Source organism: Dyella sp. (genome assembly GCF_051962475.1).
Classification (GTDB): Bacteria; Pseudomonadota; Gammaproteobacteria; order Xanthomonadales; family Rhodanobacteraceae; genus Dyella_A.
In genome coordinates, this window is the sequence record NZ_JBQCCF010000010.1 from 14,286 (window position 1) to 41,225 (window position 26,940).

A 26,940-nucleotide genomic window follows, 5' to 3' on the forward strand; every position below is an offset into this window, starting at 1 on the left:
CGCGACGGCGTCAGGCGGCGCGTCGCTTGAGATGCACCAGCAGCAGCGAGATCGCCGCCGGCGTGACACCGCTGATGCGCGAGGCCTGGCCCAGCGTGGCCGGCTGCACGCGCTTGAGCTTTAGCAGTACCTCGGCGGACAGGCCGCGCACCTTGTCGTAGTCGAAGGCCGCCGGAATGGCGGTGTGCTCGTGACGGCGCGCCCGCTCGATCTCCTCACGCTGGCGTTCCAGGTAGCCGGCGTACTTGGTCTGTACTTCCACCTGGGCGGCGACGTGTTCGTGCTCGACGGCGGGGCCCAGTTCGGGCACCGAGGCGAGTTGGGCGTAATCGAGCTCGGGCCGGCGCAGCAGATCCAGCGCGTTGGTCTCGCGGCTCACCGCAATGCCCAGATGCCGCTCGATCGCCGCGCCCAGCGCGTTGTTCGGCGCAGCCCACAGCGCGCCGAGCCGCTGGGTTTCGCGCTCGACCGCGTCGCGCTTGGCGCGCAGGGCGTCGAAGCGCTCGGTCGGTACCACGCCCAAGGCGTGGCCAGTCTCGGTCAGGCGCAGGTCGGCGTTGTCCTCGCGCAGGTGCAGCCGGTACTCGGCGCGCGAGGTGAACATGCGGTATGGCTCGATGGTGCCGTTGCTGGTGAGGTCGTCGATCAGCACGCCGATATAGGCCTCGTCACGGCGCGGATACCAAGGCGCCTTGCCCTGTACCGCCAGCGCCGCGTTCAGGCCGGCGATCAGGCCCTGCGCGCCGGCTTCCTCGTAGCCGGTGGTGCCATTGATCTGGCCGGCGAAGTACAGCCCGCCGATCGCCTTGGTCTCCAGCCACGGCTGCAGGCCGCGCGGATCGAAGTAGTCGTATTCGATGGCGTAGCCGGGGCGGGTGATGTGCGCCTGCTCGAAGCCCTTGATCGAGCGCACCAGCGCCAGCTGCACGTCGAACGGCAGAGAGGTGGAGATGCCGTTGGGGTAGATCTCGAAGGTGTCCAGTCCTTCGGGCTCGATGAACACCTGGTGCGAGCTCTTCTCGGCGAAGCGCACCACTTTGTCTTCGATGGATGGGCAGTAGCGCGGCCCGATGCCCTCGATCTGGCCGCTGTACAGCGGCGAGCGGTCCAGCGCGCCACGGATCAGTTCGTGGGTGTGCTCGGACGTATGGGTGATCCAGCAGCTGACCTGGCGCGGGTGCTCCTCGCGCGAGCCCAGGTAGGAGAACACCGGTGCCGGATCGTCGCCGGGCTGCTCCTCCAGTCCGCTGAAGTCGATGCTGCGCAGGTCGATGCGCGGCGGCGTGCCGGTTTTCAGGCGGTCGGCCGCCACGGGCAGTTCGCGCAGTTTTTGCGCCAGCGTGCTGGCCGGCGGATCGCCCGCCCGGCCGCCGGCGTACTGCGCCGGGCCGATGTGGATCTTGCCGGCGAGGAAGGTGCCGGCGGTGAGCACCACCGCCGGCGCATGGAAGCTCAGGCCCATCTGGGTGACCACGCCGGTGACCCGGCCACCTTCGATGATCAGGTCGTCCACCGCCTGCTGGAACAGGTCGAGGTAGGGCTGGGTTTCCACGATTCTGCGGATCGCCGCCTTGTAAAGCGCACGGTCGGCCTGGCAGCGGGTGGCGCGCACGGCCGGCCCCTTGGAGGCGTTGAGCGTGCGCCACTGGATGCCGGCGCGGTCGGCCGCGCGGGCCATGGCGCCGCCCAGCGCGTCGATCTCCTTCACCAGGTGTCCCTTGCCGATGCCGCCGATGGCCGGGTTGCAGCTCATCTGGCCGATCGTCTCGATGTTGTGGCTGAGCAGCAGCGTGCGCGCGCCAGTGCGCGCGGCGGCAAGCGCCGCTTCGGTGCCGGCGTGGCCGCCGCCGACCACGATGACGTCGTAGGGTGTCGGGTGACGCATGGAACTGACCTGCTTGGTCCAAAAGTGGACGTGGTTGGGCGATATGGTAAGTCGGCGTCAGGCGATGCGCCTGTTTGGAAATGCCTGGCACGATTCGTGCACAATTTCCCACGCACTTTTCACGGGCAGACGCTGCGCAATCGATGCGCGCCGAGACGGAACGACAGGGGTTCCGCCGCGTGCCGGGAAAGGAAGCAATGACGGCGCCTTCGGGCGCCGTCTCCCTTTGTGGGATCCACAAAAGACAAAGCCCCGCGCCGGTTGGCGCGGGGCTTCGTTTTAAGAGATCTGGCGTCCGGCGGTCTCAGGAACAGGGGGAATCCAGGATGACCGTGTTGCCGGACGCCAGAAACCGAAAAATCGGACGGTGCGGGCGACCTAGAACGTCGATGACGTGGGGCTGATGATTGACTCGCACGCGTGAACCCGGTGTGACTGAAATGGCCGTTTTGGCCTCTTCGCGGCAGCACCTGACGCGATACGTCAGTTTCGGTGGCAAGCGCACATCTGACCTGTGATCTACGTCACATTGTTGGCACGGCGAATGCATTCCCCCTGTCGGGTCAAACGCAACACCTGAGGGGGTACGCATCATGGATCTGAACTTCAACTTCGAGCCGGTCTATCAGCAGCACGACCTGTGGATGGAGATCGGCCGCGTCGAGATGGCGATGGAGCAACTGGAGCGCCGCAGCGAGCGCGAGCGCAGCACGCTTCGTCCGCGCCTGGAGTCGCGTCGCCACCGTCTGCTCGAACAGCTGCACCAGCTCAGCGCCTGAAGCAGTACCGGGCAGTGCCGGCACTCGGTACGGCCAGCGTTCGGTACGGCAGCCTTCGGTACGGCGTGGAGTAGCGCTCTACTCCGCCGCGCCGAAGGCCCGCGAGGGACGGCAAGCGTCCCCGCCCAGCGACACGATCAACTCTTCAGCACGCCTGCCACGATTTCCGCCAGGTTCCGCGACAGCTCCGGCCGTGCGGCCAGGCCCGTCAGCACCCCCCTGGCGGCCTCGCGCCGCACCGGCTCCAGTCGCTGCCAGCCGTTGAAGGCGGTAGCGACGCGGGCGGCGACCTGCGGGTTGAGCGCGTCGAGCGCCACCAGGCGCTCGGCCAGCAGCGCGTAGCCGGCGCCATCGGCGCGGTGGAAGCCGCTGGGGTTGCCGCTGGCGAACGTGCCCAGCAGGGCGCGGGCGCGGTTGGGATTCTTGAGCGTGAACGCAGGGTCGCTCTCGAGCGCGCGCACGCGCTCCAGCGCCCGCCCGCCCGGCACCTGCGCCTGCACGGCAAACCACTTGTCCAGCGCCAGCGGGTTGTCCGCATGGCGACGCCGGAAATCGGCCAGCGCCGCGGTGGCCGCATCCGCCTCCGTGCGCACCAGCACCGAGAGCGCCGTCAGGCGATCGGTCATGCCCTGCGCCTGGCGGTATTGGGCATCGGCATGGGCCTGGGCCGCGGGGGCATCGACCAGGGCGAGCAATTCCAGCACCCGCCGCTTGAGCCGGCGCTGGGCCTTGGCGACCGCGTCCAGCCGCAGCGGGCCGGCAACATGGAGCGCCGCCAGGCGTTGGGCCAGGGTGGCCGCGCCGATCGTCGTGGCGAGTTGCGTCTGCAGGCGCTGGCGCAGGGCGTGGATCTGCGCCGGGTCCACCTCCTGCTCGCGCTCGGCCAGCTCCACCTCGCCCGGCGGCGTGAGCAGGTCGGCCAGCAGGGCGGGGTCCAGCGCAGGGTCGGCAAACAGCTGGACCAGCGCGCCGCACCATGCCTGCACGGCCGTCTGCCCGTCGCGCCGGCAGTCGTCGAACGCCAGCACGGCCAGTTGCTGGCCGGCTTCCCAGCGGTTGAAGCCATCCGGATCGTGAGTCAGCAGCAGGGCGAGGTCGGCCGGGGCGTAGTCGCAGTCCAGGATCACCGGGGCCGAAAAGCCTCGCAGCAGCGACGGCACGGGCGCATGCTCGACCTGTTCGAAGGTGAACGCGCGCTCAGCCTGGTCGAGTACCACCACCGTTTCGTGCGCTTCCGTCTGGCCGTCCATCCGCAGCGGCAGCATGCGGCCGTTGCGGTCGAACAGGGCCAGCTTCACCGGGATCGGCAGTGGCTGCTTCTCTGGCTGGCCGGCGGTGGCCGGCGTGTGCTGCGACAGGATCAGCGTGTAGCGGCGGGCGGCGGCATCGAACTGTCCGCGCGCGCGCAGACGCGGCGTGCCGGCCTGGCCGTACCAGGCGAGATACGGCGTCAAATCGAGATCGTTGGCCTCACCCAGCGCGGCGAGAAAATCCTCGATCGTGGCGGCACGGCCGTCGTTGCGCTCGAAGTAGCGATCCATGCCGCGGCGGAAGCCGTCCGCGCCCAGCTTGCCGGCGAGCATGCGCACCAGCTCCGAGCCCTTCTCGTAGACGGTGGCGGTGTAGAAGTTGTTGATCTCGCGATACTCGGCCGGGCGCACCGGATGGGCCAGCGGGCCGGCATCCTCGGGGAACTGCGCGCGGCGCAACAGGGCCACGTCCTCGATGCGCTTGAGCGCGGCCGAGTTCATGTCGGCGGAGAACTGCTGCTCGCGGAACACCGTGAGCCCTTCCTTCAGCGACAGCTGGAACCAGTCGCGGCACGTCACCCGGTTGCCGCTCCAGTTGTGGAAATACTCGTGCGCCACCACCGCCTCCACCGCCTTGTATTCGTCATCGGTGGTGGTATCCGGGTCGGCCAGCAGGTACTTCGCGTTGAAGATATTGAGGCCCTTGTTCTCCATCGCGCCCATGTTGAAGTCGTGCGTGGCGACGACGTGGAACACGTCCAGATCGTATTGGCGCCCATACACCTGCTCGTCCCAGCGCATGCAGCGCTCGAGCGCATCCATCGCGTAGTGACAGCTGTCGATCACGTTCGCCTCGGACCAGATCACCAGCTTCACCGCGCGGCCTTCGCCGGTGCGGTAGTCGCGCTCGATCTTCTCCAGCCGTCCGGCGACCAGCGCGAACAGGTAGCAGGGCTTGGGATGCGGATCGACGAAGCGCGCCCAGTGGCGACCGTCCGGCAGCTCGCCGGCACCGTCCGGGTTGCCGCCGGCCAGCAGGATGGGAAAGCGCGCGCGCTCGGCCTGCAGGGTCACCGTGTAGCGGGTGAGCACGTCGGGTCGATCGGGAAAGAAGGTGATGTGGCGAAAGCCTTCCGCCTCGCACTGGGTGAGCAGGAAGCCGGCCTCGCGGCTGCCGGACAGATACAGGCCTTCCAGCGCCGTGTTGGCGGCCGGATGGATGCGCACGCGCGTGCTGAGCACGCTGCCATCGCGCGCGCCGTCCACTTCCAGCACGCCGTCGGCGTAGCGCCAGGCGCCGGCCTCCAGCGGCTGGCCGTCCAGAGCGATCGCGAGCAGCTCCAGGCCTTCGCCGTCGAGTCGCAACGGTGCATTGGCGTCGCCGCGCAGGTGCAGCTGGGCGGTGACTTCGGTGGTGTCGATACCAAGCTCGAAGTTCAGTTCGACCGACTCCACGCACCAGGCGGGCGGGGCGTAGTCGCGCAGGTGGATCGGGGCGGCGGAAGTGTCGGGACGTGCGGACATGGCGGGACGGCTGGGGTGGGGCCGATCAGGCTAACATGGCGGGCCTTGTGGCCAGGATCACGCCGATGACGTCGTTCGAGGTTGCCCGCGATGCATGGGGCGCGCACGCGCTGGTGGTATTGCACGACGCCGCACGCGATCGCCGCGTGCGCATCGCCCACCGCGGCGCCACGGTGCTGTCGATCCAGGTGCACCACCACGGCAGCCGGGTCGAGCTGGCCGACGGCTACCGCGACGCGGCGGAACTGGAGGCGCGGCCGAGCTCGCGCTTCGCGGTGATGGCGCCGTTCGCCAACCGCATCGCCGATGCGCGCTACCGCTTCGATGGCGCCGACCATGACCTGCAGCCCGGCGTGCCGGAGGCCGAGCGTGCCGCCCGCCACGGTTTCGTGCGCGGTGTCGATTTCGAGCTGCAGTCGCTCACCGCAGACGACGAGGCCGCCGAAGCGACGTTCGCCACCACGATCGCTGCCGATGCGCACCCGGGCTACCCCTTCGCGATCGCACTGACGATCCGCTATCGGCTCGACGCGCGCGGCCTCGGGCTGGAGGTGACCATGCGCAACGCCGGCGATCGCGCCGCGCCGTGCTTCTTCGGCTGGCATCCGTATTTCCGCCTTGGCGATACGCCAATGGGTTCGTGGGAGCTGCAGGTTCCGGCGCGCACGGTGATCGCCACCGACGCGCAGTACATCCCGCTGGCCGGTGCGGCAGCGCATGTGCCGGTCGATCGTGAGCCGTCGCTCGATTTCCGCGCGCCGCGCGCGGTGGGTACGCTGGAGCTCAACCACGCGTTTTCCGATTTTGCGCCCGACGCCGACGGCCGGCGGCGCAGCCGGCTGCGCGATCCGGCCACTGGCCTGGGCCTGGCGCTGTGGCAGGAGCGCGGCGTGATGCTGGCCTTCACCGCCGACACGGTCAGCCGTGACGTGCGCCGCTCGCTGGCGCTGGAGCCGATGGAAAGCCTGGCCGACGCCTTCAACCGTGCCGACTGCGCTGACGCCATCCGCCTCGCGCCCGGCGCCGAACGCCGCTTTCGCTGCGGCGTGGAGTTCGAAACCGCATGAACCAGCCCGCGCTCCCCACGCTCGAAACCATTCGCGACGCCGCTGCCCGCATCGCTCCCTACGCCGTGGTCACGCCGGTGCGGCGTAGCGACGCGCTGGACGCGCTGGCCGGCGCGCAGCTGCACTTCAAATGCGAAAACCTGCAGCGCGGCGGCGCCTTCAAGTTCCGCGGCGCCTGCAACGCGGTGTGGTCGCTGGACGATGCCGACGCGCATCGTGGCGTGGTCACCCATTCGTCCGGCAACCACGGCAGCGCGCTAGCGCTCGCCGCGGCCACGCGCGGCATCGCGGCCCACGTGGTGGTGCCCGAGGGTGCGGTGCAGGCTAAGCTGGAGCTGATCGCGCGGGCCGGCGCCGTGCTGCACCGCTGTGCACCGACCCAGGCCGCGCGTGAGGCGATGGCCGAGCAGGTGCAGCGCGATACCGGCGCCGTGCTGGTGCATCCGTATGCCGACGCGCGGGTGATGGCCGGGCAGGGCACGATCGCGCTGGAGCTGCTTACCCAGGTGCCAGCGCTGGATGCGCTGATCACGCCGGTGGGCGGCGGCGGGCTGGCCGCGGGCGTGGCGATCGCGACCCACGCGCTGCGCCCCGGCCTGCCGCTGTTCGCCGCCGAGCCGACCGGCGCCGACGATGCTGCGCGTTCGCTCGCGGCCGACGACCGGGTCGAGGGTGTCGTCCCCGACACGCTCTGCGACGGCCTGCGCGCCCTGGTGGGTGTGCCCAACCTGCACGCGCTGCGCGAGCACGCGGTATCCGTGATCACCGTCTCCGACGCGGAAACCATCGCCGCGATGCGGCTGATCTGGCGCGAGCTGAAGCTGGTGGTCGAAGTCTCCTCGGCCACGGTGCTGGCGGCGGTGCTGAAGGCGCGCGATCGTTTCGCCGGCCAGCGCGTCGCCCTGGTGATCACCGGCGGCAACGTGGATCTGGACGCGCTGCCCTGGTGAGCGCGCGCGCTCAGTTCGTGCCGTCTACCTGGACTTGCGGCAGCAGGTCCGCGGCGGGAGACGCTTCGGTGTGCTGGACCGGCACCGGCCGGTAGCCCGGTCCGAACGACACTTCGCCCGGCTTCCAGCCGTCCAGCGTGCGCACCGCACCCCAGAAACGCTTGAACGCGGCCCAGTGCAGGCCGACCAGGCCGTGCTCGTTGTCCGCATCGACGATCGGGTCGCCCACGCCGGTGGGGCGGATCGGCTCGCCGTACAGCGCGGTGCGGAACAGCACGTCCCAGATCGAGAACACCTGACCGTAGTTGCAGTTGTGCAGGTTCGGCCGGGTCGGGTCCACGCGCATGTGGTGCAGTCGGTGGAAGGTGGGGTCGACGAACAGCCGTCCAAACACCGGCCCGAAGTTCAGCCGCGTGTTGGTGTGCGAGAAGTTCTGCACCAGCTCGCCCGCCAGCATCAGCCAGGCGAAGTCGGTCGGCGCCACGCCGATTGCCAGGCCAACCACGGCCAGGATCATCGACTGGATGAAGCCATCCACCAGGCTGCCGCGATCGTTGGTCCAGCAGCTCATCTGGCGCGTGCTGTGGTGCATCGAGTGCAGCGCCCACCACCACGGCAGCGCGTGCTGCACGCGGTGCATGGTGTAGTACACCAGGTCGTAGATCACGTAATAGACGAGGAACAGTGCCAGCGGGTGGTGATCCAGCACGGGGAACCAGTGGGTGATGCCGAGGATCGAGTCGCGGCTGGAGGTGTCCGGGCCGCTCGATACGCCCCCGAAATAATTGGCGATCGGCGTCAGCACCAGGTAGGAAAACAGCGGGAAGATCCCGATCAGCATCCACAGCGTGTACTGGAAATCCACGCGCGTGAGCTTGCGGTCACTCCAGCGTTCGGCCGGCCAGAACGTCTCCAGCGGGCGGAACAGGCAGGCGATGATCGCCACCTGCACCACCGCGATCATCAATGATTCGGCGATCTCGCGCGGGTCGCCGGCGAGCCGGTCGATGTGCAGCCACTGCAGCAGCGGCTGCACGCCGTGCTGCGAAAAGGCGTCGACCAGGGCGGTCCAGGCGTGCGCAAGGGAGGGCATCGGGAAGCAGCACCGGCGGGAATCCACCCGTCAGCGTCGTCGTCGCGCCTTTCCGGCGGGTTTCGTCGAGCGGAAAGTGCCGGGCGATCGCCTCAGCGCCGCCGCAAGCGCAGGCCGCTCACCGCCGCCAGCCCCAGCAGCACGAACACGATGCCTACGCCCTCCATCGGCGAGGGCTGTTCGTGGGTGATCGCCCAGGCCAGCAGCACCGCCAGCACCGGCACGCCGGGGCTGGACAGGCTGGCCACCGCCGTCGGCAGCCGCTGCAGCACGATCAGCCACAGCCACCACGCCAGGCTGGAGGCGAACACCACGCTGTAGATCAGCGCACCGAGCAGCGCGTGGTTCCACACTATCGGCTTCTGCGGCACCACCAGTGCCACCGCGCCCAGCGCCAGTCCCCCGAACAGCATCTGCCAGGCCGTGAGGTTGAGCGGCGCCACCGCATGGCGCTGGAACAGACGCTTGCTCAGCACCGTGCCGGCCGCCCACGCGACGCCACCGGCGATCGCCAGCGTGGTGCTGAGCGGACTGCCCAGCCCGCGCCAGGGTTCCAGGATGAACACCAGGCCGATCGCCGCCAATGCGGTGCCCGTCCACTGCCGTCGCGTGGGTCGATCCGACAGCAGTGGCCATGCCAGCAGTACCGCCCAGAACGGCATGGTGTAGGCCAGCAATGCCACGTGACCGGCGCCGCCGTCGACCAGCGCCCACTGCTCCAGTCCCTGGAAGGCGGCGGTCTGGCACAGCCCGATCAGCGTGGTGGCAGCCAGCGGCGGTGGCGCGATGCGCTGGCGTGTCACCGTCAACGCCAGGAACAGCACAGCCGCGCCCAGCAGGTAGCGCAGCGCGGCGAAGTCGAACGGGCCGGCATAAGCCAGCGCCTGTTTCATCACCACCCAGCTGTACGCCCACAGCACCAGCGTGGCGAGCAGGGCGGCAACGGCGCCGCGGCGGGAATTGTCGTTCGACATGCGTATGACGGTCTTGGGCAATGCGCCAGTCTAGCCAGGCCAGGGCGAGACGCTTGCGCTAGATTGCAGCTCCGCTGCCACCGGAGATTTCCATGCAACGCTGCCACTGGGCCGGTCAGGACCCCATGATGTGCGCCTACCACGATCACGAGTGGGGCACGCCGCTGCACGACGATCGCGCGCTGTTCGAGTTTCTCTGCCTGGAAGGCGCGCACGCGGGCCTGTCCTGGCGCACCGTGCTGGCCAAGCGCGAGCGCTACCGTGAGGTGTTCCACGGCTTCGCGATCGACCGCGTGGCGGCGATGAGCGACGCCGAACTCGACTCCTTGATGTTCGATCCGGGCATCATCCGCAACCGCCTCAAGATTTCGTCGGTGCGCGACAACGCGCGCGCGTCGCAGGCAGTGATCGCCGAGCACGGCAGCCTGGATGCCTGGCTGTGGTCGTTCGTCGATGGCGCGCCGATTCGCAACGCGTGGACCGACAAATCGCAGGTGCCCGCCACTACCGCGCACTCGGACCGCATGAGCAAGACCCTGAAGAAGCGCGGCTTCCGCTTCGTCGGCAGCACCATCTGCTACGCCTTCATGCAGGCCACCGGGATGGTCGACGACCACACGGTCGACTGCTTCCGCCACGGCGCGCGCTGAGCCTTCAGCGTGTGCCCGCGCAGGCGTGCTGCGCGGGGTGGTCGGGATCGTCGTGCAGCAGGCGACGGGTCACCCCGTTGGTCCAGCCGAAGCCGTCCTGCAGCGGATACTCGCCGCCGCCACCGCCATGCGCGCCGTCGCCGTCGTGGTGGAGCACGTACTTCTCCACCAGCTTGCTTTCGCGCTCGTACAGGCTGCCCACGGTGTGCAGCCAGCGCCGCGCGATGTCGCGCGCCAAGGGCAGTTGTCCGCAGCGGGCGAAGCCCTTGATCGCCAGCCACTGCAGCGGTGCCCAGCCGTTGGGCTGGTCCCACTGCTGGCCGCTGCGCACCTCGCTTGTGGCAATACCGCCGTGCGCCAGCAGGCGGTCGCGCACCGTGGCGGCGACCCGGGCGGCCCGCGCGTCGTCATCCACCAGGCCGGCGAACAGCGGAGCGGTGGTCGCCGCAGTGAGCAGCTCGCGCGGGTTGCCGCGCTGCCAGTCGAGGTCGACGAAGGCGCCCAGCGGTTCGTTCCACATCCAGCGCAGCACGGCCGCACGGCGCGCCTGCGCGCGGTGCGCAAAATCGGCCGCTTCCTCGCGCAGGCCGGCGGCCTCGCTGAGCCGGGCCAGCTGCTGCTCGGCGGCGAACAGCAAGCTGTTGAGATCTACCGGCAGGATCGCCGTGGTGCGCGTGGTGGCCAGGTCGTCGGCGCGGTCGCACCAGCGCGCGCTGAAGTCCCAGCCGGAGGCCGCCGCAGCGCGCAGGTCGCGGTAGACCTCGTGCGCCGGACGCACGCTGCGTGCGGCGGTCGTCTCGTCTTCCAGGAACGACTCCTCGCGCGGGGTGTCGCGATCGTCCCAGTAGCGGTTGAGCACGCTGCCGTCTTCCAGCCGCACGCAGTGACGGTGCACGTCGCCGGGACGCAGCGCCTCGGCGCCGTCCATCCACCACGCGTATTCGCGGCGCAGCTGCGGCAGGTATTTCAGCGCCTGGCACAGGCCGTGCTGCTCGAACAGTTCCACCATCAGCGAGAATACCGGCGGCTGCGAGCGGCTGAGGTAGTAGCTGCGGTTGCCGTTGGGCACGTGGCCGTAGTGGTCGATCAGCCAGGCGAAGTTGTCGGCCATCGCGGCGAGCAGATCGCGCCGGCCGCTCTCGACCAGGCCGAGCATGGTGAAGTACGAGTCCCAGTAGTAGATCTCGCGGAAGCGTCCGCCAGGCACCACGTAGTCGTTGGGCAGCGGCAGGATCGAGCTGCTGGCGGGGTGCTCGTGCGGCCGCCGCGTGAGCACGTCCCACAGGCCGTCGATGTGCGCCTTGAGCGACTGGTTCGGATCGGAGATGTAGTGGCTGGTGGGCGCCTTCTCCTCCCTGAAATGGGCGTGTACGAAGTCGGCCAGGTCGAAGCCGTCGCGATGCTGCTGGGCGCGGTAGGCGTCGAGGATGCGCTGCGGCGACTGGCGCGGGATGCAGTCGACGAAGGTCTTGCCGTCGTCGAATACTCGCGCGCGCTGCACCGCTTCGAACAGCTCCTGGTAGCGGTCGGCCGGGGTCAGGGTATCGGCCGCGGGCACACTGGCCACGCGCTCGGCGGGGTCGCGGGAGTGGGCGTTGGCTAACGTCATTGTTCGGCGTAGTTCCATAGCAGCCCGCCGTCGACGTACAGCGTGGTGCCGGTGATGTAGGCCGCCTCGTCGCTGACCAGAAACGCGGCGGCGTTGGCCACGTCTTCGGGCATGCCCAGCCGCTTGAGCGGGATGTTCGCCAGCAGCGCCTTGAGCTTGTCCGGCTGCGCCATCAGCGCGGCGTTGATCGGCGTCTGCACCGCGCCCGGCGCGATGTTGTTGACGCGGATGCCCAGCGGCGCCAGCTCGATCGCCAGGTCGCGCATCAACATCTTCAGCCCGCCCTTGCTGGCGGCGTAGCTGGCGAAGTGCGGGAACGGCAGCTCCTCGTGCACCGAGCTCACGTTCACCACCACGCCGCCGTCGCCGCGCTCGGCCACGTGGCGCACGAAGGCCTGGGTGACGAAGAACGCGCCGCGCAGGTTCACGCCCAGCACCGCGTCGTAATCGGCCTGTGTCACCTCGACGAACGGCGCGCGCCGCTCGATGCCGGCGTTGTTGACGAGGATGTCCACCCGGCCCATCGCCTGCACCGCCTGGGCGATCACCCGCCGATCCGCGGCGGCGTCGGCGATGTCGCCGCTGAGCACGCAGCCATCGCTGCCTGCTTCGCGCACCAAGGCGAGCGTCTGCTCGGCGGCGGGAGTGTTGTCCCGGTCCTCGACGACTACCCGCGCCCCGTCCTGCGCCAGCCGCACGGCGATTGCTCGGCCGATGCCCTGGCCGCTGCCGGTGACCAGTGCCACCTTGTCCTGTAGTCGCATGCTCGCTCCTGAGTCGCCTCGTTCGACGAACGAGCATGCGGGGTCGGCCGTGAAGAGCACGGCAGCGGGGTGGGCGATGACGGCGCAAGAACCCGCGCCAGGCTACCCCTCCGAGTGCTTCGGATACCCAGATGGCGGCCATCTGGAGCGGCTCGCAGCAGGCTGCTGCCATCCGCCGTCAGCAGCCTGCACGGCGGGGCATGGGCGAGCCGTCGCGAAGCTGACACCATGCGCATCCCGCCCCCGTGTGGCTGCCCATGTCCCCGACTTCTTCTCCGCCGCCGCTGTGGCTGGCGATTGCCGCGTTGCTGGTCAGCATGGCGTCCTATCAGTGCGGTGCGGCGCTGGCCGAGCGGCTTTTCCCGCTGGTGGGGGCGCAGGGCGCCACCGCCTTCCGGCTGGGCCTGGGCGCCCTGGTGCTGCTGGTGCTGCGCCGGCCCTGGCGGCGCTGGCACGGTGGTCGCGACTGGCGCTTGCTGTGGGGCTACGGCCTGGCGATGGGCGCGATGAACCTGGTGTTCTACATGGCGCTGCGCACGATTCCGCTGGGCATTGCGGTGGCGCTGGAATTTACCGGGCCGCTGGCGATCGCGCTGTTCGGTTCGCGTCGCCTGCTGGACGTGGCGTGGGTGGTATTGGTGGTGATCGGCCTGGCGCTCCTGTTGCCGCTGGATCGACAGGAGCACGCGCTCGATCCAGTGGGCGTGGCCTACGCCCTCGCGGCCGGCGTCGGCTGGGCGCTGTACATCCTGTTCGGTCAGCGCGCCGGTGCGGCCTATGGCGGCGACGCGGTGACCTGGGGCATCGCGATCGGCGCGTTGCTGGCCGTGCCGGTGGGCGCGGTGCACGCGGGCGCGGCGCTGCTTTCGCCGGCGTTGCTGGCGCTGGGACTGGGTGTGGCGGTGCTGAGCTCGGCCTTGCCGTACTCGCTGGAGATGATCGCCCTGACCCGACTGTCGGCGCGCCATTTCAGCGTGCTGCTGAGCCTGGAGCCGGCGATCGCGGCGCTGGCCGGCGCGGCCTTCCTCGGCGAGCAGCTGGGACCGCGGCAATGGGCGGCGGTCGTGGCGATCATGGTCGCTTCCACCGGCACCGCCTACACCGCGCGGGCGCCGGTGGCGGAGCCGCTGGCGAACTGACTCAGCGTCGACGCGAGCCGCGCAGGCTGTCGACCGAGAAGCTGGCGATCTCGCCGCCGTCGCGGCCGCGGCGCGACTGCCCCGGCGGCGGGCCCCAGGCGTGCGCGGTGACCACTTCCCAGGTGGCCGGGATGCGCCCATCCACCCGCATCGTTTCGTAGGCGGCGAGCATGCGCTGATAGTGCGCCTTGCCGGTGAGGTGGCGTTCGCGTGCGCGGTCGGCGTGGGTGGCGCCAAGGCCCTTGAGCTCCTTCAGCAGCATCGTCGGCGAGCTGTAGGTGAGCGTGTAGCGGTCCACGTCGAGCACCGGGTCGCGCAGGCCCGCGGCGATCAGCGCGTCGCCCACGTCGTGCATGTCCAGGAAGCGGCTCACGTGCGATTGCTCGTCGGCGCTGGCCCAGGCCGCGCGCAGTTCCTTCAGCGTGTCCGGGCCGAAGGTGGAGAACACCAGCAGTCCGCCGGGCTTGAGCACGCTCGCGCACTCGTTGAACAGCGCGGCGAGGTCGTCGACCCACTGGAAGCACAGGCTCGAATGCAGCACGTCCACGCTGTGGTCGGGGAAGGGCAGGTGGGTGGCCTCGGCGCACACGCGCTGGAACGGCTTCAGCCACGCGCTGTGCTTCTTCGCCATCTGCAGCATCGGCAGGGCGAGATCGACCGCGATCACCTCGGCCTTGGGGTAGCGCTTCTTCAGCAACGCCGTACCGCGGCCGGTGCCGGCGCCCACGTCGAGCACGCGCGCGGGCGATTCCAGATAGAAGTCCAGACGTTCCAGCAGCGACTGCTGCACCTCGCGCTGCAGCGCGTCGTGCTGTTCGTAGGTCTGCGCGGCGCGGGCGAAGTTGCGCTGCACACGCGCACGGTCGAGGTGGAACTCGCTCATCGAACCGTCTCCAGCAGTGGCCGCAGGGCATCGACCACGGCGTCGACGTGGCCCAGGAACGGCGCGTGGCCGGCGTGTGCGATCTCGTGGAAGTCGCCCTGCGCGCGCGCAGCGGACCAGCGCATCGCATCGGGATGCACCAGCCGGTCGCGTCGGCCTGCGAGCCACGCGTTGTGCAGGCACAGCGTGGCGAGCATGTCGCGCCAGTCGGTGTTCTCCAGCAGCGCGATGCCTTCCTGCAGCACGCGCAAGTCCGGCTCGCCGTACGCAAACACCAGCTCGCGCAGGTGGCGCAGCTCGGCGCGCGGATCGGCGCTGCCCATGGCCTCGAGCGCGAGAAAGCGCTCCAGCGTGGCGTGGTAGTCGGTTTCCAGATCGGTGGCGAGCTGGCGCACCAGCGCGCCGTCGCTGCCCTGGGGCCAGTCCTCGCTGCGCACGAACTTCGGCGTGGCGCAGAGCATCGCCAGCCCGCGCGTGGGAATCGTCGTTTCGCGCGCCGCGGCCAGCGCCACCAACCCGCCCATCGACCAACCCAGCCACACCGCCGGCGGCACGCGTTCGGCGACGGCGCGAGCGATCGCCGTCGGCTCCAGCGGCAGGCCGCAATCGCGCGATCGACCGTGGCCGGGCAGGTCGACCACGTACAGCGTGCATGGCTCGGCCAACGCCTCGACCAGCGGCGCGAACACGCCGCCGTGCATCGCCCAGCCGTGCAGCAGCACCAGTGGCACCGGGCCGCTGCCGTGGGTCTCGATGTACAGGCTCATGCTGCGGTGTCGCCAGAAAGCGGGGTGGGGGCGAGCGTGGGGTCCACCGCGCCGCGCTCGTCGAACACGAAGCAGTCGCCCTGCCAGTGCGCGCCGCCGGTTTCCTCGAAGTACTTGAGGACGCCGCCTTCGAGCTGGAACACGCGCTCTATCCCGAGCGCCTGCATGTGCAGCGCGGCTTTCTCGCAGCGGATGCCGCCGGTGCAGTACGACACCACGGTCTTGCCGGCGTAGCGGTCGCGGTCGGCTGCGATCGCGTCGGGGAACTCGGTGAATCGGGTCAGGCGGTAGTCGACCGCCTGCGGAAACTTGCCGGCGTCGGTTTCGTAATCGTTGCGCGTATCGAGCAGCACCACCTCGCGGCCGTCATCGTCGTGACCCTGATCGAGCCAGCGCTGCAGCGTCAGCGCATCCACCGCCGGCGCGCGGCCGGCCTCGGGACGGATCACCGGCTGGCGCATGGTGATGATTTCCTTCTTCAGACGCACACGCATGCGGCCGAACGGCGCGTCGGCCGAGAGCGACTCCTTCGCCTCCAGTCCGGTGAAGCGCGGGTCTTCGCGCAGCCAGTGCATGAAGGCGTCCACCGCTTCGCGCGGGCCGGCCAGAAACAGGTTGATGCCCTCCGGCGCCAGCAGGATCGTGCCCTTCAGGGCCAGCGCCTCGCAGCGTGCCAGCACGCGCTCGCGCAGCGCGGGAAGGTCGTCCAGGCTGACGAAGCGATAGGCGGAGAGATTGACGATCGACATGGGGAAGGTCGGGGCGCGGAGTCGCCGATTATAGCGGGCCGGTCCGCATCGCCCCGGCGGCGGGTAGCCGCAGCGCGGCCAGCGCGTCGAGCAGGCGATCGACGTGTTCCTCCTCGTGCGCTGCGCTCAGCGTGATCCGTAGCCGCGCCTGCCCTGCGGGCACGGTCGGTGGGCGGATCGCGGTCACCAGCAGGCCCTGCGTTTCCAGCCGCAGCGCGGCTGCCAACGCCGTATCGGCATCGCCCAGCAGCAGCGGCTGGATCGGCGTGTCCGATGCCATCAATGGCAAGCCGAGTTCGCCGGCGCCGCGTCGGAAGCGGGCGACCAGGGCGGCGAGCTTGTCGCGCCGCGCGTCGTCTTCACGGGCGATCTGCACGGCGGCCAGCGCGGCGGCGGCCAGCGCGGGAGGCATTGCTGTGGAGTAGACGAACGGGCGGGCGAACTGGGTCAGTCCCTCGATCAGCGCAGCAGAGCCGGCGACGAAAGCCCCGGCGCAACCCAGTGCCTTGCCCAGCGTAGCCATCAGCACAGGCACCTCGCGCGTCGACAGTCCGGCGGCCATCACGCTGCCGGCGCCGTGCTCGCCCAGCACGCCCAGGCCGTGAGCGTCGTCGACCATCAACGTGGCGCCTTCGTTCGCAGCGAGTGTCGCCAGTTCGCGCAGCGGCGCCACGTCACCATCCATGCTGAACACGCCGTCGGTGGCGAGCAGGGCCGGCGCCTGCGGACGGCTGCGCAGCTGGCGCGCAGCGCCGCCCACGTCGGCATGCGGATAGCGCTTGAGTTCGGCGCTGGCCAGCTGTGCGCCGTCGATCAGGCAGGCGTGGTTGAGCTTGTCCTGCACACAGACCGCATCTTCGACTCCGCCGAGCAGCGCCTGCAGCGCGCCGAGGTTAGCCGCATAGCCGGTGGAGAACAGCAACGCGCGTTCGCGCCCGGTCCACTCGGCCAGCGCCTCCTCCAGCATCGCGTGTTCGCGGCGATGGCCGCACACCAGGTGCGCCGACGTGCTTCCCACGCCCTCGTCGTCGGCCACGCGCTTGAACGCGGCGATCGGCTGTGGGTGCTGGGCGAGCCCGAGATAGTCGTTGCTGCAGAAGCCGAGCAGGCGGCAACCGTCGACTTCCAGCCAGGGGCCGTCGGCGTGGTCCACGGTGCGGGCACGGCGCAGCAGCGATGCCTGCGCGCGTTCGGAAGTCCGGACGTCCAGACGGGCGAGCAGGTCCGCGCGCCGTGCTCCCTCTCCCCCGGCGTGGCCGGGGGAGAGGGTCGGGGTGAGGGGGGCTTCGGCTTCTTGGTTGTTCATCGCATCAGGGCGAAGAGCTGCCCCCTCACCCCAGCCCTCTCCCCCGAGCGGAGCTCAGAGGAGAGGGGGTCGATCGCCACAGCGCGTCCGGATGTCTGCATGGCCAGGCTCCGTTGTGCTCCCTCTCCCCCGGCATGGCCGGGGAGAGGGTCGGGGAGAGGGGGAGTTTTGGCTTTTGATCGTTCATCGCATCAGGGCGCAAAGCCGCCCCCTCACCCCAGCCCTCTCCCCCGAGCGGGAGCTCAGGGGAGAGGGAGTCGATCGCCACCGCGCGTCTGGACATCAGCATGGCAATGCCCCGCTGTGCTCCCTCTCCCCCGGCGTGGCCGGGGGAGAGGGTCGGGGTGAGGGGGAGCTTTGGATTTTGATCGTTCATCGCATCAGGGCGAAAGGCCGCCCCCCTCACCCCAGCCCTCTCCCCCGAGCGGAGCTCAGGGGAGAGGGAGCCTGAGAGCTGCGGCGCAGGGAAATCAGGCGGCGCAGCCGCAACCCTGGCCGCAGCTGGCCACTTCGGTCTCCAGGATGTCGGCGTGCACGGTGCCGGATTCTTCCACCACCTCCAGCGCGTGCAGGTCGAGGCGGCGGAACAGGGCGCGGTCGTGCTCCACGTCTGGGTTGCCGGTGGTCAGCAGCTTTTCGCCGTAGAAGATCGAGTTGGCGCCGGCGAAGAAGCACAGCGCCTGCACCGCGTCGTCCATCTGCTGGCGGCCGGCCGACAGGCGCACCATCGAGGCCGGCATCAGGATGCGCGCCACCGCGATGGTGCGCACGAACTCGAACGGGTCCAGCGCCTCGGTGCCGTGCAGCGGCGTGCCTTCCACCTGCACCAGCTGGTTGATCGGCACCGACTGCGGATGCTCGGGCAGGTTGGCCAGGGTCTGCAGCAGGCCGGCGCGCTGGCTGCGCGTCTCTCCCATGCCGACGATGCCGCCGCAGCAGGTCTTCAGGCCGACTTCGCGCACGTGTTCCAGCGTGTCGAGGCGGTCCTGGTACTCGCGGGTGTGGATGATCTCGCCGTAGAACTCCGGCGCGGTGTCGAGGTTGTGATTGTAGTAGTCCAACCCGGCCTGCTTCAGCGTGGCGGCCTGCTCGCCGCTGAGCATGCCCAGCGTGGCGCAGGTCTCCAGGCCCAGGCCTTTCACCGCGGAGACGATCTCGGCGACCTTGGCTACATCGCGGTCTTTCGGGCTGCGCCACGCGGCGCCCATGCAGAAGCGACTGGCGCCGGCGGCCTTGGCCGCCTGCGCGCGGGCGACCACCGCGTCCACGCTCATCAATTTCTCCGCCTGCACGCCGGTGCTGTAGCGCGCCGCCTGCGGGCAGTAGGCGCAGTCCTCGGGGCAGCCGCCAGTCTTGATCGAGAGCAGGGTCGACACCTGCACCGCGTTGGGGTCGTGATGTTCGCGGTGCACGCTGTGCGCGTGGTGCAGCAGCTCGTTGAACGGCAGCGCGAACAGCGCGGCGACTTCCTCGCGCGTCCAGTCGTGGCGCAGGGCGGGTGCGGTCATGGGTGGGGACTCCTCCAAGCAGGGCGCGAGTGTGGGAGCCGGTTCCGGGAGTGTCAACTCGATGCTTTGGCGTATGGTTGACGGATGCGGGCCGCGGGTTCGCTACCATCGAGCGATCTATCAGGAGTCATCACGCATGAGTGCAGGACAAGGCAGTACCGGCAACGTGATCGCCGCGGTGTGCAGCTTCTTCATCCCCGGCCTGGGCCAGCTAGTGCAGGGGCGTCTGCTCAAGGCGATCGTGATGTTTGTGCTGGCGGCGGTGCTGTGGTGGTTCCTGCTGGGCTGGATCGTCCACCTGTGGTCGATCCTCGACGCGGCGCTGTACAAGCCGGCGAGCTGAGCGGCGACCCCGCGCATGGATGCGCTCCGTTCCCGCCTTGTTGCCGTCGGCCGCTGGCTGCTGCCGCCGCGTTGCCTGCTGTGTGGCGATGCCGGCCACGATGGCCTGGACCTGTGCCGTGACTGCGCCGCTGAGCTGCCGCGCAACCGTTCGTGCTGCGTGCGCTGTGCGTTGCCGCTGGCGCTACCGGTCGCATTGTGCGGACGCTGTCAGCGCCATCCGCCGCCGTGGCAGGCGGCGTGGTCGCCGTTTCGTTACGGCTGGCCGCTGGACCGGCTGGAGTCGCGCTTCAAGTTCTCGCGCGAGCTGGCGGCCGGCCGCTCGCTGGTGGCGCTGTGGCAGCGCGAGGCGCGGTCGATCGCATTGCCCGATTTGATCGTGCCGGTACCGTTGCATCGCGCGCGGCTGCGCCAGCGTGGCTACAACCAGGCGCTGGAGCTGGCCCGGCCGTTGGCCCGTGCGCTCGGCGTGCGGCTGCGCCACGACCTGCTGCTGCGTACGCATCCCACCGCCGCGCAGAGCGAGCTGGATGCGCCATCGCGTCGTCGCAACGTGCGCGGGGCCTTTGCGGTTGCCCCGCACGTGGCCCTGCCGCCCCATGTGACAGTGCTCGACGACGTGATGACCACGGGCGCCACCCTGGCCGAGTGCGCGCGCGTGCTCAAGCGTGCCGGCGTGGCGCGGGTGGACGTGTGGGCGCTGGCGCGGGCGCCGTCGAAGAAGTAATTGAGGCAGGGTGGGCAGTGAAAGAACGCTCGGCCTTGCGGCGCGTGGCTCCTCTCACGCTTGACGTTTCACTTGATCGCCAGCGACACCACGATACCGGCCCATAGCACCAGCCCCAGCCAGTTGTTGTGGCGGAACGCGGCCAGGCACGCGTCGCGGTCGCGTCCGCGGATGCGCCACAGCTGGTAGCCGAACAGCGCCACGCTGCCGACCAGCGCCAGCCAGTACGGCCAGCCCAGCTGCGCGCGCTGACCGACGAACAGCATGGTCAGCTCGAACGTGGCCATCAGGATCGCCAGGATCGGCAGGTCGGCATCGCCGAACAGGATCGCGGTGGACTTCGCGCCGGCCTTGAGGTCGTCTTCGCGGTCGACCATGGCGTACTCGGTGTCGTAGATCACTGACCACAGGATGTTGCCGATGAACAGCAGCCAGCCCAGCGGCGGCACCGAGTTGGTCACCGCCGCGAAGGCCATCGGGATGGCCCAGCCGAACGCCGCGCCCAGCACTACCTGCGGCATGTAGGTGTAGCGCTTGGTGAACGGATACAGCGCCGCCAGCGCGGCGCCGGCGAAGGACAGCTTGATCGTCAGCGCATTGGTGAACAGCACCAGCACGAAGGCGAACGCCAGCAGCGTGCCGAACACTACCAGCGCCTCGCGCGGCGTCACCCGCCCGCTGGCGATCGGCCGGCCGGCGGTGCGCGCCACCTGCGGGTCGAGCTTGCGGTCGGCGTAGTCATTGATGGCGCAGCCGGCCGCGCGCATGGCGAACACGCCGAGCGTGAAGATGATCAGCGTCGACCACGGCGGGAAGTCGTCGGCCGCCAGCCACAGCGCCCACCAGGCCGGCCACAGCAGCAGCAGCGCGCCCACCGGGCGGTCCATGCGAGTGAGCACCAGGTAGTCGCGGGCTTTTTCGCGCACGTGTGGCGGCAGCGGCGCGAGCAGGCGGTCGAGCACGCGGGTGGCGCGCTGCGAGGCATCGGCCGGGCGCACCGGCTTGCGGCCGGCAGTGGCTGATCGCGGCCGCGCGGCCGGCGGCGGAGCGGGACGGCGGGGTCGTTTGCGTGAGGTCGGGGCCATCGCGAAAGTCTAGCGTGCCGCCTGACCGGGTTTGGCGACCGTCGGCTCAAGTCGCTCCGGTCGCGGTCGATAGAACATGCGAAGGCTTCGCTTCGGACCAGCGCACCGTACCGAGACGATGGCCGCTTCTCGACGCCGGGAGCCTTGTGTCCACCGAATTCGCGCAAGCCGCTGACACCTTGCCGCCGCTGTTCGCGGAGCTGGCCGCGTGGGCTGGCAACGAGGGCGCGCCGCCGCTGCGCGTGCTCGATTCCGTGGCGCAGTTCACCCATCACCGCGACATCGATGCGCTCGACCACAGCCTCACGCTGTCGCTTGCCGAGCTCGCCGATGCGCACGTGGTCACGCTTTACAAGCGCAACGGCGGTCGCGGCGATCCGTGCGAACGGCTGGTGCGCTGCAGCCGCAACGAGCACGGCCGCTACGGCGTGGTGCTACTACCGCAGGCAGCTGACGCCGCCAGTCAGACCCTGTTGCGACAGAGCGAGCGCGACGGCGGTTGTGTGCGCCTGCGCGACGGCAACTACGGCATGCTGGTGCCGATCCGCCGCGACGGCCGCGTGATCGGCGCGCTGATGATCGAGGGCAAGCATCCGCTGGATCACCTGCGCCTGTTGGTGGACGGCTTCGCGCGCATCTACGCCAACTACATCGCCCTGCTCGACGAGAGCGAGCGCGATAAGCTCACTGGCCTGTACAACCGGCGCACCTTCGAGCGACACATGGAGCGCCGCCTCAAGAGTGGTGGCCGCGACGAGGGCGGCAGCCGCTGGCTGGCCATCCTCGACATCGATCATTTCAAGCGCATCAACGACACCTGGGGCCACCTGTACGGCGACGAGGTGATCTTGGTGATCGCCCAGCAGATGCGCGCCAGCTTTCGCCAGGGCGACGCGCTGTTCCGCTTTGGCGGCGAGGAGTTCCTGGTGCTGCTGGAGGCGGCCGACGAGCCCTCCGCCGGCGTTGCGTTGGAGCGCTTCCGTGCCCGGGTACAGAACCATGTGTTTCCCCAGATCGGCCAGGTCACGGTGAGTGTGGGCTACGCCGCGGTGGGCGAGCACGACTACCCCGCCACCGTGCTCGATCGTGCAGACAAGGCGTTGTACTTCGCCAAGAACCATGGTCGCAATCGGGTGTTCAACTACGAGACCTTGCGCGCCCAGGGCTCGTTGGAAGACGGCATCGCGCCAGGCAGCGTGGACCTGTTTTGAGCGTCAACCCGATTCAGGGTGTCAGCGGATCGTCGTCTTCCTCCAGGGGCTCGGGATCGGCTTCGCGCTCGGGGTGACCATGGCCGGGATTCTGCACTTCCGGTAACGGTGGCGACTTGCCCGGTTCGGCAAACGGCGGTTGGGGACTGGCCGGATTGATCGGCATAGAGATGCTCCTGGGTGGGTGTGGCCCAAGCCTTCCATGCTGGCCATCAACACCTCGCGAGTGCGGCGTGATCGGGTCGCCAACGGGCGCCCCCATGGTGGTCAACCAATGGCGTGTACCCCGTCGCAAGCGCGCTGGATTCCGGCGGTGACGGGCGGCTCGCACAGCAGCAGCCGGTAGGCGGGGTTGGCACTCTCGTCGCGGTGCGGATAGCCCAGCGAGGCGAGGAAGCGCGCGAACAGCTCGCGCTCGCCCGGCGGCACCTGCAGGCCGACCAGAATCTGGCCGTGGTCGGCGCCCTGGTTACGGTAGTGGAAAAGGCTGACGTTCCAGTCCGGATGCAGCTGCGCCAGGAAGCGCAGCAGCGCGCCGGGGCGCTCGGGGAAGTCGAAGCGGTACAGCAGTTCGTCCTGCGCCAGCGACGAGCGGCCGCCCACCATGTGGCGTAGGTGCAGCTTGGCCAGCTCGTCGTCGCTCAGGTCCAACACGCCGAAGCCCTGCGCGCGGAACGCGTGCGCCAGCGCCGCGCTCTCCTCGCTTCCACCGGTGCGCACGCCGACGAACAGGTGCGCTTTGCGCGTGTCGCCGATGCGGTAGTTGAACTCGGTCAGGCTGTGCCCGCCCAGCACCTCGCAGAAGCGGCGGAAACTGCCCCGCTCTTCGGGGATGGTCACCGCGAACAGTGCCTCGCGCCGCTCGCCGACTTCGGCGCGCTCGGCGACGAAGCTGAGCCGATCGAAATTCATGTTGGCGCCCGAGCACACCGCCACCAGCGTCTGGTCTCTGAGGCCGTGCGCGGCGGCATAGTGCTTGAGGCCAGCGATGGCCAGCGCGCCGGAAGGCTCCGGCACCGTGCGGGTATCGGTGAACACGTCCTTGATCGCGGCGCAGATCGCGTCGGTGTCGACACAGATCATGTCGTCGACGAACTGCCGGCAGAGCGCGAAGGTGAGTGCGCCGACCTGCTTCACCGCGGTGCCGTCGGCGAACAGGCCGACCTCGTCCAGCAGCACCCGCTCACCGGCGGCCAGCGACCGGGCCATCGCGTTCGCCGCCGTGCTCTGCACGCCGATCACCTTCACTTCCGGCCGCACCGCCTTGACGAAGGCGGCGACGCCGGCAAGCAGGCCGCCACCGCCGACCGGCACGAAGATCGCGTGCAGCGGGCCGGCGTGCTGGCGCAGGATCTCCATGCCCACCGTGCCCTGGCCGGCGATCACGTCCGGGTCGTCGAACGGATGCACCAGGGTGTAGCCGTGTTCGGTCTCAAGCCGTGCCGCCTCGGCCTGCGCGTCGCTGTAGGAGTCGCCGGCCAGCGCCACGTCGATCGCCGCGCCGCCGATCGTGCGCACCGCGTCCACCTTCACCTGCGGTGCGGTCTGCGGCATCACGATGGTGGCGCGCACGCCCAGCCGCGCCGCAGCCAGCGCCACGCCCTGCGCGTGGTTGCCGGCCGAGGCGGCGATCACCCCACGCGCGCGCGCGGCGGCATCAAGCTGCACCATCTTGTTGTAGGCGCCGCGCAGCTTGAACGAGAACACCGGCTGGTTGTCCTCGCGCTTGAACAGCACCGTGTTGCCGAGCCTTCGCGACAGCGCCGGCGCGGGATCGAGCTCGGTCTCGCGCGCCACCTCGTAGACGCGCGCGGTGAGCACGCGGCGCAGCAGGTCGAGCCCATCGTCGCTCATGGCGTTCATGCACCCGCAGCCGGGTCCGACGGCACCGCCGCGGGCGCGGGCAATTCCACCGCCTCGATCACGTCCACCAGCTTGCGCGCCTGCTTGAGGATCTGCTCGATCGATTCGTCGCCGCCGTGGGTGACCACGATCAGCCGCGACACCTCGATGTCGGTGGTTGGCGCCACGTTGAGCGAGTCGATGTTGTAGCCGCGCGAGGAGAATAGCCCCGCCACGCGCACCAGCGCGCCGGATTCGTTCTGCAATAGGAGAGAGAGCGTGTGTTTCATGGGATTCCGTGACGCGTTTTCTTGCCTTTTCCGGTCACCGACCGACGTTCAAAGCTCGGCCGAGTGGTAACGGGGCGATGAGTTCTGGCGCGGATGAGTCACTGGATGACCGGCATTCGCCGTTGAACAGCGCTTCCGGCTTGACCAGCCCTTCGGCTGTTGAAGAGCTTTTCGCCGGGATGACGGGCGTGGGGTTGCCCTAGCAAGGCGTTCACAGGCGCATCGTGAACCCTCATTCCCGTCATCCCAGCGAACGCTGGACAAGCGCTCCGCGCGCAGAACGCCCGGAGGGCGGCCCCGAAGGGGCGAGCGAAGCGAGTCATCGAGCGTCTTTGCCTTACGTGCGGCAGCCCTCCTAGAACATGTCCGCCGGCCCCCCAACGGCGGCCTCCGGTGGCGTGCGCGAGGCGATGTGCTCGCCGGTGATCATCTGCGCGTAGGTCATGCCGGGGCCGACCATCGGGTAGACGCCGGCGTCCGGGTCGATGATCACCTCGAGGAAGGCCGGGCCTTCGAACGCCAGGAAATCGGCGATCACCCGCTCGATGTCGGCCGGCTGGTCCAGCCGCTGCGCCCAGGCGAAGCCGTCGGCCTGTGCGGCCTTGACGAAATCCTTGGTGTGCAACGTCTTGTCCGATGAGGCGAAGCGGCTCTCGAAGAACAGCTTCTGCCACTGCCGCACCATGCCGTCTCCGGCGTTGTTGAACACCACCACCTTCAGCGGCAGGCCGTAGGTGGTAACGGTTTCCAGCTCGCCGAAGTTCATGCGGATGCTGGCGTCACCGTCGATGTCGATCACCAGTGAGTCCGGACGCGCGAACTGCGCGCCGATCGCCGCCGGCAGGCCAAAGCCCATCGTGCCCATCGAACCGGAGGTGAGCCATTGGCGTGGTCCGCGGAAGTCGAAGTACTGCGCTGCCCACATCTGGTGCTGGCCGACGCCGGTGGCGATGATCGCGCGGCCGTCGGTGATGCGGTTGATCGCCTCGATCACCGCGTACGGCTGGATCATCGCGCTGGTGCGGTCGTAGTTCATCGCGTGCACGCGCTTGAGTTCGGCCACGTGCCGGTGCCACACGTCGTATCGGCCGTCGCCCTGCGGGCGGAAGCCCTGTGCCTTGCCGTAGCGGCGCAGCCGGTCGAGCGTGCGCACCAGCGGGCCGCAGTGGTGCCACTGCACCGCCTTCACCTTGCCGATCTCGGCCGGGTCGATGTCCACCTGGGCGATGAAGCGCGCACGCGGCGCGAACTTGCCCGGCACGCCGGCCACGCGGTCGTCGAAGCGCGCGCCCAGCGCCATCACGAAGTCGCAGTCCTCCACCGCGTAGTTGGCGTAGGCGGTGCCGTGCATGCCCAGCATGTGCAGGGCCAGCGGCGTGGTGGTGTCGACCGCACCGATACCCATCAGCGTAGTGGTGACCGGCAGGCCGAATGCCTCAGCGAACGCGCGCAGCGCCTCGGCCGCTTCCGCGGCGATGACGCCACCGCCGGCGTAGATCAGCGGGCGCTTCGCCTGGCCCAGCGCGGCGAAGAACGCAGCGCAGTCGGCGTCGGTGAGGTGGGCCTGCTCCACCGCGCGCATCCGCGCGCGGTAGCCGGGAATCGCCAGCTGGCCCTCGCCCTGAAAGGTCAGCACGGCGTTCTGCACGTCCTTGGGGATGTCCACCACCACCGGGCCGGGCCGGCCGCTTCGGGCCAGTTCGAAGGCGGTGCGCAGGGTCGGTTCCAGCTTCGCCGGGTCGGTGACCAGGAACACGTGCTTGGCGCAGGCGCTCATGATGCTGCTGATCGGCGCTTCCTGGAACGCATCGCTGCCGATCGCCGCGGTGGGCACCTGGCCGCAGATCACCACCAGCGGGATCGAGTCGGCCATCGAGTCGCGCACCGGCGTCACCGTGTTGGTGGCGCCGGGACCGGAGGTGACCACCGCCACGCCGACCTTGCCCGACGCGCGCGCATAGCCGGCAGCCATGAAGCCCGCGCCCTGCTCGTTGGCCGGCACGATCAGCGGCATCGGCTCGCGGCCGTCCTCGCGCGGGTGCTCGGCGTTGTAGCGGAACACCGCGTCATACACCGGGAGGATCGCGCCGCCGGAGTAGCCGAACAGCACGTCCGCGCCTTCGTCGGCCAGTACCTGCACCACGATCTCGGCACCGCTCATGGCGCGGCCGGCGAGCGGATGCACGCCCGGCGGCGGCAGCGTTGTCGGCGCGGCGTGCGGAGCCTGTCGGGTGTCCGGTGCAGTTTTCAGCGATGGCGCGTTCATCAGCAAACATCCTTCAACGGTGGGTGGGCCCTTCACTCCCTCTTCCCGCTTGCACGCGAGAGAGGGCTTCAAGCAACGGCGACCAGCGTCCCGCGAGATGCCGGCTTTTTGCTCCCTCTCCCCTGGTGGCGAAGCCGCCGGGGGGGTGGGTTGGGGGGTGGGGGCGCGCGTGGTGTTGCGCGGGGGTGGGGCGCAACACCAACCGGCCCCCCCCCCCCACCCACACCCCCCCCGCCCCGCGCGGCCGGGAGCTCGACGCGTACGGCGCGGGGGGGAGGGG

The 26,940-nt window shown here is 69.6% G+C and carries 24 protein-coding genes; 8 read left to right on the forward strand and 16 right to left on the reverse strand.

Going from position 1 to position 26,940, the window contains the following annotated elements:
• Nucleotides 1–10 precede the first annotated feature (10 nt).
• Complete coding sequence (gene mnmG / locus ACTHJF_RS01255) at nt 11–1,885, reverse strand: tRNA uridine-5-carboxymethylaminomethyl(34) synthesis enzyme MnmG (protein WP_440265459.1); 1,875 nt, start codon at nt 1,883–1,885, stop codon at nt 11–13.
• A gap of 593 nt (nt 1,886–2,478) precedes the next feature.
• Between mnmG and ACTHJF_RS01260 the strand changes: the two genes are divergently transcribed.
• The gene (locus ACTHJF_RS01260) at nt 2,479–2,664 is read left to right on the forward strand and encodes a hypothetical protein (RefSeq protein WP_431635206.1); all 186 of its coding nucleotides are present in this window, start codon (nt 2,479–2,481) and stop codon (nt 2,662–2,664) included.
• A gap of 137 nt (nt 2,665–2,801) precedes the next feature.
• On the opposite strand, the gene pepN is transcribed toward ACTHJF_RS01260, so the two are convergent.
• The gene (gene pepN, locus ACTHJF_RS01265) at nt 2,802–5,438 is read right to left on the reverse strand and encodes an aminopeptidase N (protein WP_440265460.1); all 2,637 of its coding nucleotides are present in this window, start codon (nt 5,436–5,438) and stop codon (nt 2,802–2,804) included.
• Between the two features lie 65 nt (nt 5,439–5,503).
• Here pepN and ACTHJF_RS01270 point away from each other — a divergent pair, with 65 nt between their 5' ends.
• Together ACTHJF_RS01270 and ACTHJF_RS01275 are read left to right on the forward strand one after the other, a co-directional pair.
• Nucleotides 5,504–6,505, forward strand: a complete 1,002-nt coding sequence (locus ACTHJF_RS01270; RefSeq protein WP_440265461.1) for an aldose 1-epimerase — start codon at nt 5,504–5,506, stop codon at nt 6,503–6,505.
• Nucleotides 6,502–7,455, forward strand: a complete 954-nt coding sequence (locus tag ACTHJF_RS01275; protein ID WP_440265462.1) for a pyridoxal-phosphate dependent enzyme — start codon at nt 6,502–6,504, stop codon at nt 7,453–7,455. The genes ACTHJF_RS01270 and ACTHJF_RS01275 overlap by 4 nt, the downstream gene beginning before the upstream one ends.
• Nucleotides 7,456–7,465: 10 nt before the next feature.
• Here the strand turns inward: ACTHJF_RS01275 and ACTHJF_RS01280 are convergent, their stop codons facing one another.
• Nucleotides 7,466–8,548, reverse strand: a complete 1,083-nt coding sequence (locus ACTHJF_RS01280; protein ID WP_440265463.1) for a sterol desaturase family protein — start codon at nt 8,546–8,548, stop codon at nt 7,466–7,468.
• A 92-nt stretch (nt 8,549–8,640) separates the two neighbouring features.
• Nucleotides 8,641–9,522, reverse strand: coding sequence for a DMT family transporter (locus ACTHJF_RS01285; RefSeq protein ID WP_440265464.1), 882 nt, complete (start codon nt 9,520–9,522; stop codon nt 8,641–8,643).
• Between the two features lie 92 nt (nt 9,523–9,614).
• Here ACTHJF_RS01285 and ACTHJF_RS01290 point away from each other — a divergent pair, with 92 nt between their 5' ends.
• On the forward strand, nt 9,615–10,172 hold the full coding sequence (locus ACTHJF_RS01290) for a DNA-3-methyladenine glycosylase I (protein WP_440265465.1): 558 nt from the start codon (nt 9,615–9,617) through the stop codon (nt 10,170–10,172).
• Nucleotides 10,173–10,176: 4 nt separating this feature from the next.
• Here ACTHJF_RS01290 and treF read toward each other — a convergent pair whose 3' ends face one another.
• Both treF and ACTHJF_RS01300 read right to left on the reverse strand, forming a co-directional pair.
• Nucleotides 10,177–11,781, reverse strand: a complete 1,605-nt coding sequence (gene treF, locus ACTHJF_RS01295; RefSeq protein WP_440265466.1) for an alpha,alpha-trehalase TreF — start codon at nt 11,779–11,781, stop codon at nt 10,177–10,179.
• A complete protein-coding gene (locus ACTHJF_RS01300) occupies nt 11,778–12,545 on the reverse strand; it encodes an SDR family NAD(P)-dependent oxidoreductase (protein ID WP_440265467.1) in 768 nt (255 codons plus the stop codon). Before ACTHJF_RS01300 ends, treF begins: the two co-directional genes overlap by 4 nt.
• Nucleotides 12,546–12,802: 257 nt before the next feature.
• Between ACTHJF_RS01300 and ACTHJF_RS01305 the strand changes: the two genes are divergently transcribed.
• Nucleotides 12,803–13,684 carry an EamA family transporter gene (locus tag ACTHJF_RS01305; RefSeq protein ID WP_440265468.1) on the forward strand — a complete coding sequence of 294 codons (882 nt, stop codon included), beginning with the start codon at nt 12,803–12,805 and terminating at the stop codon, nt 13,682–13,684.
• A gap of 1 nt (nt 13,685) precedes the next feature.
• Here ACTHJF_RS01305 and bioC read toward each other — a convergent pair whose 3' ends face one another.
• From bioC to bioB, 5 genes are all read right to left on the reverse strand, one after another.
• Nucleotides 13,686–14,567: a malonyl-ACP O-methyltransferase BioC gene (gene bioC, locus ACTHJF_RS01310; RefSeq protein ID WP_440265469.1), complete on the reverse strand. Its 882-nt coding sequence runs from the start codon at nt 14,565–14,567 to the stop codon at nt 13,686–13,688.
• Nucleotides 14,564–15,334, reverse strand: a complete 771-nt coding sequence (gene bioH / locus ACTHJF_RS01315; RefSeq protein ID WP_440265470.1) for a pimeloyl-ACP methyl ester esterase BioH — start codon at nt 15,332–15,334, stop codon at nt 14,564–14,566. Before bioH ends, bioC begins: the two co-directional genes overlap by 4 nt.
• Complete coding sequence (locus tag ACTHJF_RS01320; protein WP_440265471.1) at nt 15,331–16,083, reverse strand: sulfurtransferase; 753 nt, start codon at nt 16,081–16,083, stop codon at nt 15,331–15,333. Before ACTHJF_RS01320 ends, bioH begins: the two co-directional genes overlap by 4 nt.
• A 28-nt stretch (nt 16,084–16,111) precedes the next feature.
• Entirely contained in the window at nt 16,112–17,389 is a 1,278-nt protein-coding gene (gene bioF, locus ACTHJF_RS01325) for an 8-amino-7-oxononanoate synthase (protein WP_440265472.1), read from the reverse strand.
• Nucleotides 17,390–17,859: 470 nt separating this feature from the next.
• On the reverse strand, nt 17,860–18,897 hold the full coding sequence (gene bioB / locus ACTHJF_RS01330; RefSeq protein ID WP_440265473.1) for a biotin synthase BioB: 1,038 nt from the start codon (nt 18,895–18,897) through the stop codon (nt 17,860–17,862).
• 136 nt (nt 18,898–19,033) lie between these two features.
• Between bioB and ACTHJF_RS01335 the strand changes: the two genes are divergently transcribed.
• Both ACTHJF_RS01335 and ACTHJF_RS01340 read left to right on the forward strand, forming a co-directional pair.
• Nucleotides 19,034–19,240, forward strand: a complete 207-nt coding sequence (locus ACTHJF_RS01335) for a hypothetical protein (RefSeq protein ID WP_440265474.1) — start codon at nt 19,034–19,036, stop codon at nt 19,238–19,240.
• Between the two features lie 15 nt (nt 19,241–19,255).
• Nucleotides 19,256–19,966, forward strand: a complete 711-nt coding sequence (locus tag ACTHJF_RS01340; RefSeq protein WP_440265475.1) for a ComF family protein — start codon at nt 19,256–19,258, stop codon at nt 19,964–19,966.
• 68 nt (nt 19,967–20,034) lie between these two features.
• Here the strand turns inward: ACTHJF_RS01340 and ubiA are convergent, their stop codons facing one another.
• Entirely contained in the window at nt 20,035–20,964 is a 930-nt protein-coding gene (gene ubiA, locus ACTHJF_RS01345) for a 4-hydroxybenzoate octaprenyltransferase (RefSeq protein WP_440265476.1), read from the reverse strand.
• A 233-nt stretch (nt 20,965–21,197) separates the two neighbouring features.
• Here ubiA and ACTHJF_RS01350 point away from each other — a divergent pair, with 233 nt between their 5' ends.
• On the forward strand, nt 21,198–22,262 hold the full coding sequence (locus tag ACTHJF_RS01350; RefSeq protein WP_440265477.1) for a diguanylate cyclase domain-containing protein: 1,065 nt from the start codon (nt 21,198–21,200) through the stop codon (nt 22,260–22,262).
• A 13-nt stretch (nt 22,263–22,275) separates the two neighbouring features.
• Here the strand turns inward: ACTHJF_RS01350 and ACTHJF_RS01355 are convergent, their stop codons facing one another.
• From ACTHJF_RS01355 to ilvB, 4 genes are all read right to left on the reverse strand, one after another.
• Complete coding sequence (locus ACTHJF_RS01355) at nt 22,276–22,428, reverse strand: hypothetical protein (RefSeq protein ID WP_440265478.1); 153 nt, start codon at nt 22,426–22,428, stop codon at nt 22,276–22,278.
• A 101-nt stretch (nt 22,429–22,529) separates the two neighbouring features.
• Nucleotides 22,530–24,116, reverse strand: a complete 1,587-nt coding sequence (gene ilvA / locus ACTHJF_RS01360) for a threonine ammonia-lyase, biosynthetic (RefSeq protein WP_440265479.1) — start codon at nt 24,114–24,116, stop codon at nt 22,530–22,532.
• A 5-nt stretch (nt 24,117–24,121) separates the two neighbouring features.
• Entirely contained in the window at nt 24,122–24,394 is a 273-nt protein-coding gene (ilvN, locus tag ACTHJF_RS01365) for an acetolactate synthase small subunit (RefSeq protein ID WP_431635228.1), read from the reverse strand.
• A 355-nt stretch (nt 24,395–24,749) separates the two neighbouring features.
• Entirely contained in the window at nt 24,750–26,660 is a 1,911-nt protein-coding gene (gene ilvB, locus ACTHJF_RS01370; RefSeq protein WP_440265480.1) for a biosynthetic-type acetolactate synthase large subunit, read from the reverse strand.
• Between the last annotated feature and the right edge of the window lie 280 nt (nt 26,661–26,940).

What these genes read in the sequence shown, in the direction of transcription:
- mnmG (WP_440265459.1), bottom strand. Translation starts at nt 1,885, where the DNA reads ATGCGTCACCCGACACCCTACGACGTCATCGTGGTCGGCGGCGGCCAC.
- ACTHJF_RS01260 (WP_431635206.1), top strand. Translation starts at nt 2,479, where the DNA reads ATGGATCTGAACTTCAACTTCGAGCCGGTCTATCAGCAGCACGACCTG.
- pepN (WP_440265460.1), bottom strand. Translation starts at nt 5,438, where the DNA reads ATGTCCGCACGTCCCGACACTTCCGCCGCCCCGATCCACCTGCGCGAC.
- ACTHJF_RS01270 (WP_440265461.1), top strand. Translation starts at nt 5,504, where the DNA reads ATGACGTCGTTCGAGGTTGCCCGCGATGCATGGGGCGCGCACGCGCTG.
- ACTHJF_RS01275 (WP_440265462.1), top strand. Translation starts at nt 6,502, where the DNA reads ATGAACCAGCCCGCGCTCCCCACGCTCGAAACCATTCGCGACGCCGCT.
- ACTHJF_RS01280 (WP_440265463.1), bottom strand. Translation starts at nt 8,548, where the DNA reads ATGCCCTCCCTTGCGCACGCCTGGACCGCCCTGGTCGACGCCTTTTCG.
- ACTHJF_RS01285 (WP_440265464.1), bottom strand. Translation starts at nt 9,522, where the DNA reads ATGTCGAACGACAATTCCCGCCGCGGCGCCGTTGCCGCCCTGCTCGCC.
- ACTHJF_RS01290 (WP_440265465.1), top strand. Translation starts at nt 9,615, where the DNA reads ATGCAACGCTGCCACTGGGCCGGTCAGGACCCCATGATGTGCGCCTAC.
- treF (WP_440265466.1), bottom strand. Translation starts at nt 11,781, where the DNA reads ATGACGTTAGCCAACGCCCACTCCCGCGACCCCGCCGAGCGCGTGGCC.
- ACTHJF_RS01300 (WP_440265467.1), bottom strand. Translation starts at nt 12,545, where the DNA reads ATGCGACTACAGGACAAGGTGGCACTGGTCACCGGCAGCGGCCAGGGC.
- ACTHJF_RS01305 (WP_440265468.1), top strand. Translation starts at nt 12,803, where the DNA reads ATGTCCCCGACTTCTTCTCCGCCGCCGCTGTGGCTGGCGATTGCCGCG.
- bioC (WP_440265469.1), bottom strand. Translation starts at nt 14,567, where the DNA reads ATGAGCGAGTTCCACCTCGACCGTGCGCGTGTGCAGCGCAACTTCGCC.
- bioH (WP_440265470.1), bottom strand. Translation starts at nt 15,334, where the DNA reads ATGAGCCTGTACATCGAGACCCACGGCAGCGGCCCGGTGCCACTGGTG.
- ACTHJF_RS01320 (WP_440265471.1), bottom strand. Translation starts at nt 16,083, where the DNA reads ATGTCGATCGTCAATCTCTCCGCCTATCGCTTCGTCAGCCTGGACGAC.
- bioF (WP_440265472.1), bottom strand. Translation starts at nt 17,389, where the DNA reads ATGAACAACCAAGAAGCCGAAGCCCCCCTCACCCCGACCCTCTCCCCC.
- bioB (WP_440265473.1), bottom strand. Translation starts at nt 18,897, where the DNA reads ATGACCGCACCCGCCCTGCGCCACGACTGGACGCGCGAGGAAGTCGCC.
- ACTHJF_RS01335 (WP_440265474.1), top strand. Translation starts at nt 19,034, where the DNA reads ATGAGTGCAGGACAAGGCAGTACCGGCAACGTGATCGCCGCGGTGTGC.
- ACTHJF_RS01340 (WP_440265475.1), top strand. Translation starts at nt 19,256, where the DNA reads ATGGATGCGCTCCGTTCCCGCCTTGTTGCCGTCGGCCGCTGGCTGCTG.
- ACTHJF_RS01355 (WP_440265478.1), bottom strand. Translation starts at nt 22,428, where the DNA reads ATGCCGATCAATCCGGCCAGTCCCCAACCGCCGTTTGCCGAACCGGGC.
- ilvA (WP_440265479.1), bottom strand. Translation starts at nt 24,116, where the DNA reads ATGAGCGACGATGGGCTCGACCTGCTGCGCCGCGTGCTCACCGCGCGC.
- ilvN (WP_431635228.1), bottom strand. Translation starts at nt 24,394, where the DNA reads ATGAAACACACGCTCTCTCTCCTATTGCAGAACGAATCCGGCGCGCTG.
- ilvB (WP_440265480.1), bottom strand. Translation starts at nt 26,660, where the DNA reads ATGAACGCGCCATCGCTGAAAACTGCACCGGACACCCGACAGGCTCCG.